Raw genomic sequence first — 14,170 nt, 5'->3', positions numbered from 1 at the left:
GGCAGAGCCGACCAATCAAGATCATTTGGCGGCGGACGGCGAGCGCGTTGTCAGTGGCAGGTGCGAGGATGCGTGCAGTACTGGCCGACGTGCTCGTGTGGCGGTGGGGGAAGTCCGCGGTGGGGGACCGTGGTGGCGGCTTCCGTCCCGGTGTGCGGGCTCCCGCGCGAAGGGACCGCTGACGGCGATGCAGATCCGGCTGACCGTCATAGACCCGCTGGGCCCGCATGCCGCGGCGGGGGGCCGCGCCGCGAGCTGCGACGTGCTGGTGACCGCACCGGCCGGCACCGCCCTGGCCTCGGTCTCCTCCGCGCTGGCCGCGGCGCTCCCCGGGGGCGAGGCCCCGGGCTCCGGTCAGGTGGTGCTGTACGCCGGGGCGCAGCGGCTGGACGCCCAGCGCAGCACCCTGGGCGAGCCGCCGCTGATCGACGGCGCCGTGCTCTGCCTGGGCGCCCCCGGCGAGCCCGATCCGCACACCGAGCCGGCCGACACGCCGGCCCAGCTCCACGTGGTCGCGGGCCCCGACGCGGGCGGCGTCCACCTGCTGCACGGGGGCCGGGTCAGGCTCGGCCGCTCCGCCGACGCCGATGTGGCGCTCGACGACCCGGACGTGTCCCGGATGCACTGCGCCGTGACCGTCGGGTCCGACGGCGGCGTCTCGGTCGCCGACCTCGGCTCGACCAACGGCACCACCCTGGACGGCACCCGCGTGGGCGAGCGCCCGGTCCGCTTCGCGCCGGGCGCGCTCCTGCGGATCGGCGAGTCGGCCCTGCGGCTCGCGCCGGCCCGCCGGGAGCCGACGGCACGGATGGCGACGACACCGGACGGGGAGGGGTATGTGCGGCTCTCCGGTGCGCGGTCGTCCCCGGACGGCGGGGACGAGGCGACCCACGCGCGCGTGCCCGACGGACCCGCGCACCGGGGCGGGAGCGACGGGGCGTCCCGGACCGACGGCTCCGCGGCGGCGGGGTGGGACACGCCCACCGGACGGACCCACCGCACCCACGGCGCGTCGGGTTTCGGCACCCGTCCGGCACCCGCCGAGCCGACGCAGGTACCCGGCCAGGGCGGCGCCCCCCGCATCGAGAGCCACGGCACCGGCCCCACGGCGGGCGCGCCTCGCCAGACCCACCCGATGGGCGAGACACACGGCGGCACGGGCAGGTACGGCGGGCCGTCCGGCGCGGGCAGGCGGGACGGCGACCCGTACGAGGCGAGGCCGGCCGGGACAGGCGGACGAGACGCGGATCCCTACGCCGGCCGCTACGACGACCGCTACGGCGACCGCAGCCCCGGCACCGGCCGAGCAGACACACGCGGGCCGGACCCGGACCCGTACAGCACGAGGCCGGCCGGGACAGACGGGCCGAGGACGGACGCGTACGGCGCGGGCGCGGGCGGGCGGGGAGCGGACCCCTACGACGACCGCGGGCCAGGCACCGGCCGGGCGGGCTCCGGCCGGCCCGGCAGGAACGGCGCGGGTGCGCCCGGAGCCGGCAGGCAGCCGGCGGATCCGTACGGCGACGGCGGCCCGGACGCGGGACCGTACGACGGCGCGAGTACCTCCCGCTCACGCAGGCGCGGCACGGACACCCACCGCACCGGCGAGCCGGGCACGGCGCCGTACGACACGGGCGCGTCCGGAGCGGACAGGCCCGCCGCGGACGCCCACGGCGCGGGCGCGCCCCGCGCGAACACGCGCCGCGCGGGCAACCCCGGCACGGATCCCTACGGCGCAGACGCGCCCGGCGAGGTCGCCGAAGGCCCCGCCGTCGGTGTCGGGGCCGGGCGCAAGGGGACGCCGCTGCGTGGGACCGACGTGCCGCAGGGGATGCGCAGGCGCGGCGGGATAGGTGCCTGGGCGCGCCGGCTGGCCGGCGGGCGCGGGGAGGCGCAGGACGCCGCGGCGCCCGGCGCGTACCCGCACCCGGACGGCGAAGCGGCGGGCGGTCCCGCACCGACGGCCCCGACCGGCACCGCGCACACCCCGGAGACCTGGCCGGACCCGGCGTCGCTGCTGCTGACGGCGCTGGGGCCGGGCCCCCGGCTGTGGGAGCGCGGCCCCGGCCACCCGGAGGCGCTCACCGTGCGGCTCGGTACGGCCGACCGGGTGGCGCCCGGCGGCGGCACACCGCTGCCCGCCGTCCCGGTGACCGCCGCACTGCGCGAGGTCGGGGCGCTCGGGCTGGCCGGCCCGCGGGCGCGACTGGCCGGGCTGGCCCGCTCGGTGCTGGCCCAGCTCGCCGCACTGCACTCCGCCGACACCCTGGAAATCGTCCTGATCAGCGCGGACCGCTCCCGTCCGCTCGCGGAGCGGTCCGCCGAGTGGTCCTGGCTCGGCTGGCTGCCCCAACTGCGCCCCGGGCACGGCCAGGACTGCCGCCTGCTGCTCGCCTACGACCGCGAACAGGCCGCCGCCCGCGCCCACGAACTCCTGCGCCGGCTGGAGGACCATCTGACGGACACCGGTCCCGGAGCACGGCCCCCGGCGTACGACGGCACGGTCCCCGCCCGGCAGCCCTCCCGGGCGCCGCAGGACGCCGATCCGACCGGCGGCTTCGCGGGGCCGTACACCGTGGTCGTCGTGGACGGGGACCCCGGCGGCGCGGACGTGCGCGAGACGGTGGCGCGGCTGGCCCTGGAGGGCCCGCGGGCCGGCATCCATATCGTGTGCCTCGCCGAGACGGCCCCGGCCTCCCCCGCCTCCCCGGCGGCGGACACCTACGAGGCGGCCTGTACGGCGTCGCCGCTGTTCCGGGAGTGCGGCGCCGTCGCGCTGCTCAGCGGGGACGTGGCGACGACCCTGCGGCTGCTGCGCGTCGCGCGCGCGGGCACCCCGGCCACCCCCGGCACCCCGGCCGCTCCCGCAGGACCGGTCGGTCACGGCACGCTCGGCACGGTCGACGCCGTCTCCCTCGCCTGGGCCGAGCGGTTCGCCCGCGCCCTGGCCCCACTGCGCACCGACGGCACCGTCGGCGGCGAGCGGCACGCGCGCGTTTCCGCGCCGCTGCCCCAGGTGGCCCGTCTCCTCGACGAACTGGGCCTCGCCCGAGCCACTCCGGCGTCCCTGATGGCCCGTTGGGCCGACGCGGCCGACGACACGGAGGCCGGCGGCGGACGCGCGCACGCGGTGCTGGGCGCCGGACCGCGCGGCCCCGTCGCGGTCGACCTCGCCGCGGAGGGACCTCACCTGCTGATCGAGGGCCCGCCCGGCAGCGGCCGTACGGAGCTGCTGCGGGCGCTCGTCGCCTCGCTCGCCTCGGCCGAACGCCCCGACCGCCTCGGCATCGTCCTGCTGGACGGCCGCGACAGCATGGGCGCGGACGGCGGACACGGCGAGGGCCTGCGCGTCTGTACGGACGTACCTCATGTCACCACCCACCTCGTCGCCAACGACCCCGTCCGCATGCGGGAGTTCGCCCAGTCGCTGAGCGCCGAGCTGAAGCGGCGGGCCGAGTTGCTCGGGCGCTCGGGCTTCGCCGAGTGGCACACCGGGCGCGAGGTGTCGGGCCGGCTGGTCTCCCAGCGCACTCCGGCGGGCGGCGGTCCCGGGGCGACGGCGGGCACCGGGGACCTCGACTCCCCGCCCAGTGCCACCATGCGGCTGCGTCCGGGCGCGGCGCGGCGCCGGACCGGGGCCGTGCCGCCGCTCCCCCGCCTCGTCGTGGTCGTGGACGATCTCGACGCGCTCGTCACTCCCCCGCTCGGCTCACCCGGGCGGCCCGCGGCGGGCTCGATGATGCGGGCGCTCGAAGCCGTCGCGCGGGAGGGCGAGCGGCTCGGGGTGCACCTGGTGGCCGCCACCGCGCCCGGCGGCCGTACGGCACAGACGGAGCCCGCCCTGCGCGCCACGCTGCGCGTCACCCTCGACGCCCCGGTGCCCGGACCGGACGAACCGGCGCCGGGGCGCGGGCGGTTGGACCGCCCGGACGGCCGATCGGTGGCCCTCCAGGGTGGTCGGGTCACGGGGCGCATCCCCCGTACGGCGACCCTGCGGCCCACGGTCGTCCCGCTGGAGTGGCACCGCATGGGCGACCCGCCCGCCCGGCGCACCGTGCGCGAGTTGGGCAACGGCCCCACCGACCTGGCCCTGCTGGCCAGCGCGTTGGAACGGGCGACCCGAGAGGTGGCCGCGGCGCGGATGCCGTCCCTGCTGCCCTGAGCCGGACTCCCGGCGAATCACGACGCGGTCACGATCGCCCCGTTGACCGCGAACGCGGTCTTGCCGCTGTCACCCCCCTGGCGTACACCAGAGCGCACGGAACAGCGCTGGACGTTCGACGAGGAACGATGAACGGGGCAGTAATGCGCACGAGCAGCACCATGCGGTCTCGCGGCACCCGCGGGACGCTCAGCAGGACCACCCGGGCCGCCGCCGGCCTCGCCGCGGGAGCGCTCGCGCTCTCGCTCACCGCGTGCGGTGGCGACGACGACAACGGCGGTGGCGGCAGCGGGGGCACGACGGGCGGCGACAAGAAGCCGGCCTCCTCCGTCACCCTCCCGAAGCTGGACGGCGAGAGCCTGGAGGTCGCCGCCGTCTGGACCGGCGCCGAGCAGGAGAACTTCAAGAAGGTCCTCGCCGAGTTCGAGAAGCGCACCGGCGCCCAGGTGACCTTCGTGCCGGCCCAGGACCCGATCATCAACTTCCTCGGTTCGAAGATCGCGGGCGGCGCCCCGCCGGACGTGGCGATGCTCCCGCAGCCCGGCGCCATCAAGCAGGCCGTCGACAAGGGCTGGGCCAAGCCGCTGGGCGCGGAGGCCGCCAAGGAGCTGACGGAGAACTACTCGCAGGGCTGGCAGGACATCGGCAAGGTCGGCGGCAAGCAGTACGGCGTCTACTACAAGGCCGCCAACAAGTCCCTGATCTGGTACAACGCCCAGGTCTTCGAGAACGCGGGCGCGGCCGAACCCAAGACCTGGGACGAGCTGCTCACCACCGCCCAGACGATCTACGACTCCGGTGTCACGCCGTTCTCGGTCGGCGGCGCGGACGGCTGGACCCTCACCGACTGGTTCGAGAACGTCTACCTCTCGCAGGCGGGCCCGGAGAAGTACGACCAGTTGGCCAAGCACGAGATCAAGTGGACGGACCCGTCCGTCAAGGAGGCGCTGACCACGCTCGCCCAGGTCTGGGGCAAGAAGGACTTCGTCGCGGGCGGCGCGTCCGGCGCGTTGCAGACGGAGTTCCCGGCCTCGGTGACGCAGACCTTCACCGGCGGCGACCAGCCCAAGGCGGGCATGGTCTACGAGGGTGACTTCGTGCAGGTCAACATCGGTGAGACCGACGCGAAGATCGGCACGGACGCGAAGGTGTTCCCGTTCCCGGCCGTCGGCGACACCGCGCCGGTGGTCTCCGGCGGCGACGCGGCCGTGATCCTGAAGGAGTCGAAGGCGGCGCAGGCGCTGGCCACCTTCCTGGCCTCCCCGGACGCCGCGACGATCCAGGCGAAGCTCGGCGGCTACCTGTCGCCGAACAAGAACGTCGACTCCTCGGCGTACCCGAACGACGTGCAGAAGAAGATCGCCGAGGCGCTGGTCGCGGCCGGCGACGACTTCCGCTTCGACATGTCGGACCAGGCCCCGCAGGCCTTCGGCGGCACGCCCGGCAAGGGCGAGTGGAAGACGCTCCAGGACTTCCTGAAGAACCCGAAGGACGTCTCCGGCGCCCAGGCGAAGCTGGAGTCGGACGCGGCCGCCGCCTACGGGGACTGACGCGATGACGTCGGCCACGGCGGCAGGGACCTCACCCGGCCCTGCCGCCCCCAAGTCGCGCAAGAGCGTGACCGGCACTCGCAGGACCGTGGCAGCCCTGTTCCTGCTGCCCGCCCTGGTGCTGCTCGGCGCGCTCGTGGTCTACCCGATCGGGTACTCGCTGATCCGCAGCTTCTACGACCAGTCCGGCGACTCCTTCGCCGGATTCGACAACTACGAGGCGCTGTTCACCGACGACGGCATCCGCACCGCCCTGAAGAACAACATCATCTGGGTGGTGTTCGCGCCCACGGTCGCCACCGCGCTCGGTCTGATCTTCGCGGTGCTGACCGAACGGGTGCGCTGGGGCACGGCGTTCAAGCTGGTCGTCTTCATGCCGATGGCGATCTCGATGCTGGCGGCCGGCATCATCTTCCGCCTCGTGTACGACCAGGACCCGGACAAGGGCGTCGCGAACGCGGTGTGGGTCGGGGTGCACGACACGTTCGCCGAGTCGTCCGCGTTCCCGAAGGCGCACCCGGGCCGTGAGTCGCCGCTGAAGCCGGCCGGCGGGGGCGCGTTCATCACCAAGCGGCCGGTCGGCGTGGGCGAGGTCGTCGCGCTCCCCCTCGTCGGCGTCGCCCCGGATGTGCTGCCGGACGGCGCGAAGAGGGCCCGAGCCGCCGAGCCCGCGGACGACAGGATCACCGGCACCACCTGGCAGGACTTCACCCGCGGCAAGGGCGTCGGCAAGCTCAACGGCGTCGACGCCACCGAGCTGGGCTATGCCGGGATGAAGATCGAGGCCGTCAAGGACGGCAAGGTCGTCGCGTCGACGAAGGCGGCCGGCGACGGCACCTTCACGCTGCCGGCCGCGGCCGACGGGGCGCTGCTGAGACTGCCCGCCGGCAACTTCGAGGAGCCGTACAACGGCCTGAACTGGCTCGGCCCCTCGCTCGTCACCCCGGCGATCATCGGCTCGTACGTGTGGATGTGGGCGGGCTTCGCCATGGTGCTGATCGCGGCCGGTCTCGCCGGGGTCCCCCGGGAGCTGCTGGAGGCCGCCCGGGTCGACGGTGCCAACGAGTGGCAGGTCTTCAGACGGGTCACGGTGCCGCTGCTCGCGCCGGTCCTCGCGGTCGTCGTCGTCACCTTGATGATCAATGTGCTGAAGGTCTTCGACCTGGTCTTCATCATCGCCCCCGGCTCCTCCCAGGACGACGCGAACGTGCTCGCCCTGGAGCTGTACCGCAAGGGCTTCGCCTCGGACCAGCCGGGCATCGCCAGCGCCATCGCGGTGTTCCTGCTGCTCCTGGTCATCCCGGTGATGTGGTTCAACGTACGGCGACTGCGGCGGGAGGTGCGGCGATGAGCGCGGACGCGGGTGCCCTCGGCGGGGCGGCCACGGAACCCCCGGAGAGCGTCGTCAAGGGGAGGCGGTCGCTGGGCACGCGGCTCGCCGAGACCGTCAGCGGCGGTCTCGTCCAGGTGTTCCTGATCGTGGTGGGCCTGTTCTGGCTGGTCCCGACGATCGGCCTGCTGCTCTCCTCCCTGCGCACACCCCGGGACATGGCGGCGAGCGGCTGGTGGGAGGTCTTCACCAAGCCGTCCCAGCTGACCTTCCAGAGCTACGAGGAGCTGCTGAGGAACGGCGACATCACCTCCTCCCTCCTCAACACCGTGCTGATCACGGTCCCGGCGACGGTCCTGGTCGTGGTCATCGGGTCGCTGGCGGGCTACGCCTTCGCGTGGATGGACTTCCCCGGCCGCGACTGGTGGTTCCTGGCCGTGGTCGGGCTGCTGGTCGTCCCGGTCCAGGTCGCGCTGATCCCGATCGCCGAACTGTTCGGGAAGATCGGCCTCTTCGGGTCGGTTCTCGGCGTGATCCTCTTCCACGTCGGCTTCGGTCTGCCCTTCGCGGTGTTCCTGCTGCGGAACTTCTTCGCGGAGATCCCCAGGGAACTGCTGGAGGCGGCCCGGCTGGACGGCGCGGGGGAACTGCGGCTGTTCGTCCGGGTCGTGATGCCGCTGGGCGGGCCCGCGATCGCGAGCCTCGGCATCTTCCAGTTCCTGTGGGTGTGGAACGACATGCTGGTCGCGCTGATCTTCTCGGACTCCGGGAGCCAGCCGATCACGGTCGCCCTGCAGACGCAGGTGCGGCAGTTCGGCAACAACATCGACGTGCTGGCGCCGGGAGCGTTCATCTCCATGGTGATCCCGCTGGCCGTGTTCTTCGCGTTCCAGCGGCAGTTCGTCTCCGGTGTGATGGCGGGCGCCGTCAAGTAGGCGGCGAAGCACGACCCTTGAGGGGGCGGACGGATGACCGGTCCGCCCCCTCCGCCGTGCGCGCGGGATCCCCCGAATGCCGCAGGGATCGTAACCAAATCACTCCACCGACCGTTCACCCGAACACCCGCACCGCCGACCCAGGACGCCGCCGTGCAAAGGTTCTGTGCCCTTGTCCCCACACACCGGTTCGAACCGCTCCGCCCATCGGGTGACGGCCGGCGCCCACGTTCGACCACGCGGGCCCGGACCGATCGGTCGTGCCCCCGCGACCACGCCCGATCGCCGTTTCTCCACAGGGAGTTCACATGTCGCACGGCTCGTCGCGCCCCGCTCCGACCAGGCCGTCCACCTGGCGCCCCACGGGAGGACCGGGCAGGAAATGACGGCCCGGACAGCCGGTAGCCTGATCCGTCCGGGAGAGTTCCCGACATACCGGAAAGAGGAGAAAAAAGCAGTATGCCCCGTTTCAGCATCGTCGTCCCGACCCATGGGGTCACGGGCCGGCTGTCCCAGACGCTGGATTCGGTTCTCGCTCAGTCCTTCGGTGATTTCGAACTGATCCCGGTCTGCGACGCTCCGGAGTGCACCGCGGCGGAGATCGCCGGCGCCCGCGCCGAGCGGGACCCCCGCGTGACCCCCGTGCACTCGCCGCCCTCGGCCCAACTTGCCGGGGCCCGGAACACCGGGATGCGCGCGGCGACCGGCGCGTATCTGCTGTTCCTCGACGGCGACGACGTACTCGAACCCGGCGCGCTGGCGGCACTGGACGCCCGGCTGACCGAGACCGGCGGCGTCGACGTGCTCTACTTCGAGCACCAGCGGGTCCCCTGGTGGCTGGACCCCCCGACGAACCCGGCCGCCCCGCTGCTGGCGAGGACGCCGCGCGGGGCCTTCGCCCCGGCCGAAGCCCCGCACCTCACCGGCGTACAGCTCCCGGCGTGGAGCGCGGTCTACCGCCGCGCCTTCCTGGCCGAGCGGCGATTGGCCTTCCCCGAGCGGAATTTCACGGATGTCGGCTTCGGGGCCCTGGTCGCGGCGGACGCCGAGCGCATGGCGGTGCTGCGCTCCGTCGTCGTACGGCATCTGGTACGCCGCCAGGGCAGCCGGCTGAACGCCCCCGGCGATCACCACGCGGACCTGCTCGACCAGGCCGGGCTGGCCCTCGCGCACGCCGCCGAGCGCGGCCTGCCGGAGGAACGACACGCGCGGTTGTTCGAGCAGCTCTTCGCGATGGTCCTCAAGACGGCCACCCATGCACGCCGCCTGACGCGTCGCGGGCGCCGCGAGTTCTTCACCCGGGCCGGTCACCTCTACCGGCAGCACCGCCCGCCCTCCTTCCGGCCGCCGGGCGGCCGGCTCGGCGTGCAGTACCGGCTGCTGGCGTCCGGGTCGTACACCGGGTTCCGCACCCTGCGCGCCGCCAACCGGGCGGCGGCCGGGACGCTCAGGCGCCTGCCGCGCCCGCACGGACTGCGCACCCGCCTGCTCTACCGGCGCGAGCTGCGCCGGCCCCTGGACGAGAACCTCGTCGTGTACTGCGCCTACTGGGGCCGCGGCTACGCCTGCAACCCGGCCGCGATCCACGCCAAGGCCCGCGAACTGGCCCCGCACCTGCGGGCGGTGTTCCTGGTCGAGCCGGACCAGGCGCACACCGTGCCCAAGGACGTCGACCACGCCGTCATCGGCAGCCGGCGCGGCTGGGAGGTGCTGGCCCGCGCGAAGTACCTGGTCAACAACGCCAACTTCGCCGAGGGCGTGGTCAAGCGGCCCGGCAGCGTGCATCTGCAGACCCAGCACGGCACGCCGCTGAAGACGATGGGCGTCGACCAGTCGACGTACCCGGTGGTGGCGGCGGCCACCGGCAGCTTCGCCAAGCTGCTGGGCCGCGTGGACCGCTGGGACTACAACCTGTCCTCCAACCGCCACTCCACCCAGATGTGGGAGCGTGCCTTCCCCGGCTCGTACGAGCAGTTGGAGTACGGCTACCCGCGCAACGACGTCTACCTCACGGCGACCGCCGAGGACGTGGCCCGCGCCCGCCGCGCCCTGGGCGTCCCCGAGGGCAGGACCGCCGTCCTGTACGCGCCCACCCACCGCGACTACGAGACCGGTTTCGGCGCCGGAGGACTGGACCTGGAGGCGTTCTGCGCGGCGGCGGGCGAGGACGTGGTGGTGCTGCTGCGCGCCCACTACTTCTACGACCGCGGCGGCGCGCGCGGCAGCGGCCGGATCATCGACGTCACGGCGCACCGTTCCTCCGAGGACGTGTGCCTGGCCGCGGACGCGCTGATCACCGACTATTCGTCGATCATGTTCGACTACGCCAACCTGGACCGGCCGATCGTCGTCTACGCCGACGACTGGGACATCTACCGGGAGACCCGCGGCGTCTACTTCGACCTGATGGCGGCGCCCCCGGGCCCGGTGGCCCGGACCCCGGAGGAACTGGCCGGGGTCTTCGCCGACGGCACGTACGCGGGCCCGGAGTCGACGGCCCTGCGGGCGGCGTTCCGGGAGCGGTTCTGCGAGTTCGACGACGGCCGCGCCGCCGAGCGGGTGGTGCGCAGGGTGCTGCTCGGCGAGCCGCCGGAGGCGATCCCGCCGGTGACGCCCCTCGCCGAGCGCGTCCCGGCCCCCGCCGCCGCCACCCTGGTAAGGAGCTGACCCCGCAGTGCCCCGCTTCAGCGTCATCATCCCCTGCTTCAAGGTCCAGGGCTTCCTGCGCGAGTGCCTCGACTCGGTCCTGGACCAGTCCTACCGGGACATCGAGGTCATCGCCGTGGACGACTGCTCGCCGGACGGCTGCGGCGCGATCCTCGACGAGTACGCGGCCCGCGACGACCGGGTGCGCGTGCTGCACCTGGAGGAGAACGTGGGCCTCGGCCGGGCCCGCAACGCCGGGATGCCGCTCGCCACCGGCGACTACCTCTTCTTCCTGGACAGCGACGACACCCTCACCCCGGGCTCGCTGCGGGCTATGGCCGACCGGGTCACGGAGACGGACGACCCGGACGTGCTGGTCTTCGACTACGCGCGCACCTACTGGTGGGGCGGCACCCGGCGCAACGTCCTGGCCCGGATCCTCACGGAGGCGGGCGGGGGCACCTTCACCGCCGCCGAGTACCCCGAGATCCTCAGCCTGCTGATGGTCGTCTGGAACAAGGTCTACCGGCGCGACTTCGTCGAACGGGAGGGCTTCACCTTCCCGCCGGGCTACTACGAGGACACGCCCTGGACCTTCCCGGTGATGTTCAGCGCCGAGCGGATCGCCACCCTCGACCGCATCTGCCTGCACTACCGCCAGCGCCGCCAGGGCAACATCCTGTCCACCACCAGCCGCAAGCACTTCGACGTCCACGGGCAGTACGAGCGGGTCTTCGCGTTCCTCGACGACCACCCCGAACTGGCGCACTGGCGGCCGTTCCTGCACACCAAGATGGCCGAGCACTGTCTGGACATCCTCACCAAGCCGGACCGGCTGCCCCCGTCCGACAAGGCCGAGTTCTTCCACCGCACCGCCGAGATGTTCCGCGCGCGCCGGCCGGCGGGCGCCGGGACCCCGGCCGGGCTGCGGGTGCTGGAGCACGGCTACCCGGCCTACCAGGTGTGGCGGCAGTCGGGACGGGCGGGCCGCGAGCTGCGCCGCAGGGCGGGCCGCACCCGCGACGCGGCCGTCGGGCGGCTGGGCCGGGTCCGCTCCGCCGCGGCCGGCCACCGTCCGCCGGACCCCGCTCTCGCCGTGTACTCGGCCTTCTCGCACCGCGGCATACTGGGCGACCCGGCGGCGATCTACCAGCGGGCCCGGGAGATCGCCCCGCATCTGCGCGGGGTGTGGGTGGTCCGCGACGAGGACACCGCGGCCCTGCTGCCGCCCGGCACGGAGTATGTGCTGCCGGGCAGCTCCGCCTACCGCCGGGTGACCGAGCGGGCCACCTTCTTCGTCAACAACGTCAACTGGCCCGGGGCCGTGGCCAAGCGGCCCGGCAGCGTCCACATCCACACCCACCAGGGCACCCCGCTCAAGTACATGGGCGCCGACCTGCTGGACAAGCCCGGCGCCCGGCTCGGTCTCGACGTGCCGCAGATGCTGCGCCGGTCCGACCGCTGGGACTACAGCCTGGTCGCCAACCGGCACTCGGAGCGGGTGTGGGAGCGGGCGTACCCGTGCCACTTCACGTCCGCGCGCACCGGCAGCCCGCGCAACGACGCGCTGGTGAACGCGGGCCCCGAGGACGGCCGCCGGGTCCGGGAACGGCTCGGCGTGCCCGAGGGCGACACCGTCGTGCTGTACGCGCCGACCCGTCGCGAGTACCGGCGCGGCGGGCACGTCGAGCGCGTCGACCTGGCCCGGCTGGCCGCCGACCTCGGCGCGGGCCACACCCTCGTGGTCCGGCTGCACCCGTCCCTCGCCACCGGACCGGCCCGCGGCATGGGCCTGTCGGAGCTGCACCGGCGGGGCGTGCTGATCGACGCGACGGACGAACCGCACGTCGAGGACCTGATGCTCGCCTCCGACCTGCTGATCACCGACTACTGCGCCCTGATGTTCGACTACGCGCTCCTGGACCGGCCGATCGTGATCCACGCCGACGACTGGGGCGCGTACACGGCGAGCCGCGGCGCCTACTTCGACATCACCGCCGAGGCCCCGGGCCAGGTGTCGCGCTCCTACCCGGAGCTGGCCTCGCTGCTGGCCTCCGGGGCGTGGCGGAACGAGGAGTCGGCGCGGCGGCGGTCCGCGTTCCGGGCCCGGTTCTGCGAGTACGACGACGGCCGCGCGGCCGAGCGGGTCGTCCGCACGCTGATGCTGGGCGAGTCGATGCCCGAGCCCGAGCCCTGCGCCGTCCCGGGTGCCCGAGTCCTCGCGGCGGGGCACGGCCTGCTGCCCTCTCCATGAGGCCGCGCGGCTGGGTGCTGGTCCTGGCCGCGGTGTTCGCCGTGCTCCAGCTCGCGAACATCACCGGCCGGGACACCCCCGACACCAAGAACTACCTGTCGTACGCGCTGAGCCTGAGCGGCGAGGGCAAGCGGGAGGCCGCGGCGGCCACCATCGACTACGTGTGCGCGAGCCGGGCGGCGCGGGCCCGCCGGGAGCAGAGCGTGCACGTGGTCCGCTTCCACCGCCCCGACCCCACCGAGCGGGTGGTGGACCAGTGCCGGGAGCAGGAGTGGCGGCTGGTGGAACCGCGGCTGGCGGCCGGGCAGACCGGCGGGCACACCGTGCCGTACATGCCGGAGCGCTTCATGCGGATCTTCGAGGTGCGGCCGGGCTATCCGGTGTTCCTGGTGCCGTTCGTCATGGCCTTCGGGGTGACCTGGGGGCTGTGGGCGGCGGGCGTCGTCATCACGTGCGCGGGCGGCGTCCTGGCCTTCCTGATCCTGCGCACGCTGTCCGTGCCGGTGCCGCTCGCGCTCGCCGGACAGGCGCTGTACTACGTGCTGCCGTCCGGGACGACCGCGATGCGCCCGATGACCGAGGGTCTGCTGATGGCGCTGACCCTGGCGGCGGTGTGGGGCTGTGCGCTGGTGCTGCGGGCCGGACGCCCGCGCGCCGGGGCGGCCCTGGTCGCCGGATCGCTGCTCGCCCTGTTCACGGTCAAGCACTCCCAGGCGCTGTTCCTCGGGCTGTGCCTGGCGGGGGCGGGCGCGCTGATCGCATTGCGGCGCCGGCGCCGGGGCCGGCCGGCGGACCGGGGCGTGCTCGCGCTCGCGGCGGTGGGGCTGGCCGGCGTCGTGGTCACGCTGGCGCTGGCGCGGCTGCTGCACTACCCCTCCGAGTCCGACAGTCTGCAAGACCTGCTCACCGACCACTTCGCGCTGCCCGACCGGGAGCGTCCGTGGCCGGAGTTCTGGCGGTTGCAGGGCAACTTCTGGGCGGAGTGGCTGCGCCGGCAGGCGTGGCAGCCGCTGTTCGTCGCGGCCCTGGGCGCCGGGGCGTGGGGGGCGCTGCGGCGCGGGGGCGCGGTCGGCGGCTTCCTGGTCGCGGCGGCGTGCACCGGGTTCCTCACCCAGGCCGGGCATCCGGACATCAACATCTGGGGCGAGCGGCTGATCGTGCTGGCGTGGCTGCTGCCGGTGGTGGGCATCCCGCTGCTGCTGGAGCCGGTGGTGCGGGGCCGGGCGGCGCGGCCGGCGGCGGGGCACGTCGACCGGGTCGACCGGGTACCCGCCGCCGGCTGAGCATCACCCG

The 14,170-nt window shown here is 74.2% G+C and carries 7 protein-coding genes; all 7 read left to right on the top strand.

Features of this window, described 5'->3' with window-relative positions; all coding sequences use genetic code 11:
• Nucleotides 1-187: 187 nt before the first annotated feature.
• Entirely contained in the window at nucleotides 188-4,162 is a 3,975-nt protein-coding gene (locus AC4IHM_RS20445; RefSeq protein WP_490868451.1) for an FHA domain-containing protein, read from the top strand.
• A 143-nt stretch (nucleotides 4,163-4,305) separates the two neighbouring features.
• Nucleotides 4,306-5,712 (top strand): ABC transporter substrate-binding protein, encoded by a 1,407-nt coding sequence (locus AC4IHM_RS20440; protein ID WP_490870886.1) that lies wholly within the window; start codon nucleotides 4,306-4,308, stop codon nucleotides 5,710-5,712.
• Nucleotides 5,713-5,779: 67 nt separating this feature from the next.
• Entirely contained in the window at nucleotides 5,780-7,063 is a 1,284-nt protein-coding gene (locus tag AC4IHM_RS20435) for a carbohydrate ABC transporter permease (protein ID WP_490870885.1), read from the top strand.
• On the top strand, nucleotides 7,060-7,977 hold the full coding sequence (locus tag AC4IHM_RS20430; RefSeq protein ID WP_490868450.1) for a carbohydrate ABC transporter permease: 918 nt from the start codon (nucleotides 7,060-7,062) through the stop codon (nucleotides 7,975-7,977). The genes AC4IHM_RS20435 and AC4IHM_RS20430 overlap by 4 nt, the downstream gene beginning before the upstream one ends.
• Before the next feature lie 459 nt (nucleotides 7,978-8,436).
• Nucleotides 8,437-10,644, top strand: a complete 2,208-nt coding sequence (locus AC4IHM_RS20425; RefSeq protein ID WP_490868449.1) for a bifunctional glycosyltransferase/CDP-glycerol:glycerophosphate glycerophosphotransferase — start codon at nucleotides 8,437-8,439, stop codon at nucleotides 10,642-10,644.
• Nucleotides 10,645-10,651: 7 nt separating this feature from the next.
• Nucleotides 10,652-12,877 (top strand): bifunctional glycosyltransferase/CDP-glycerol:glycerophosphate glycerophosphotransferase, encoded by a 2,226-nt coding sequence (locus tag AC4IHM_RS20420; protein ID WP_490868448.1) that lies wholly within the window; start codon nucleotides 10,652-10,654, stop codon nucleotides 12,875-12,877.
• Complete coding sequence (locus tag AC4IHM_RS20415; RefSeq protein WP_490868447.1) at nucleotides 12,874-14,160, top strand: hypothetical protein; 1,287 nt, start codon at nucleotides 12,874-12,876, stop codon at nucleotides 14,158-14,160. The genes AC4IHM_RS20420 and AC4IHM_RS20415 overlap by 4 nt, the downstream gene beginning before the upstream one ends.
• Nucleotides 14,161-14,170: the final 10 nt, after the last annotated feature.

The organism is Streptomyces sp. SL06, assembly GCF_058244745.1.
Note: the sequence above shows the minus strand (reverse complement) of the source record. Positions and strands in the feature narration are given on the sequence as shown.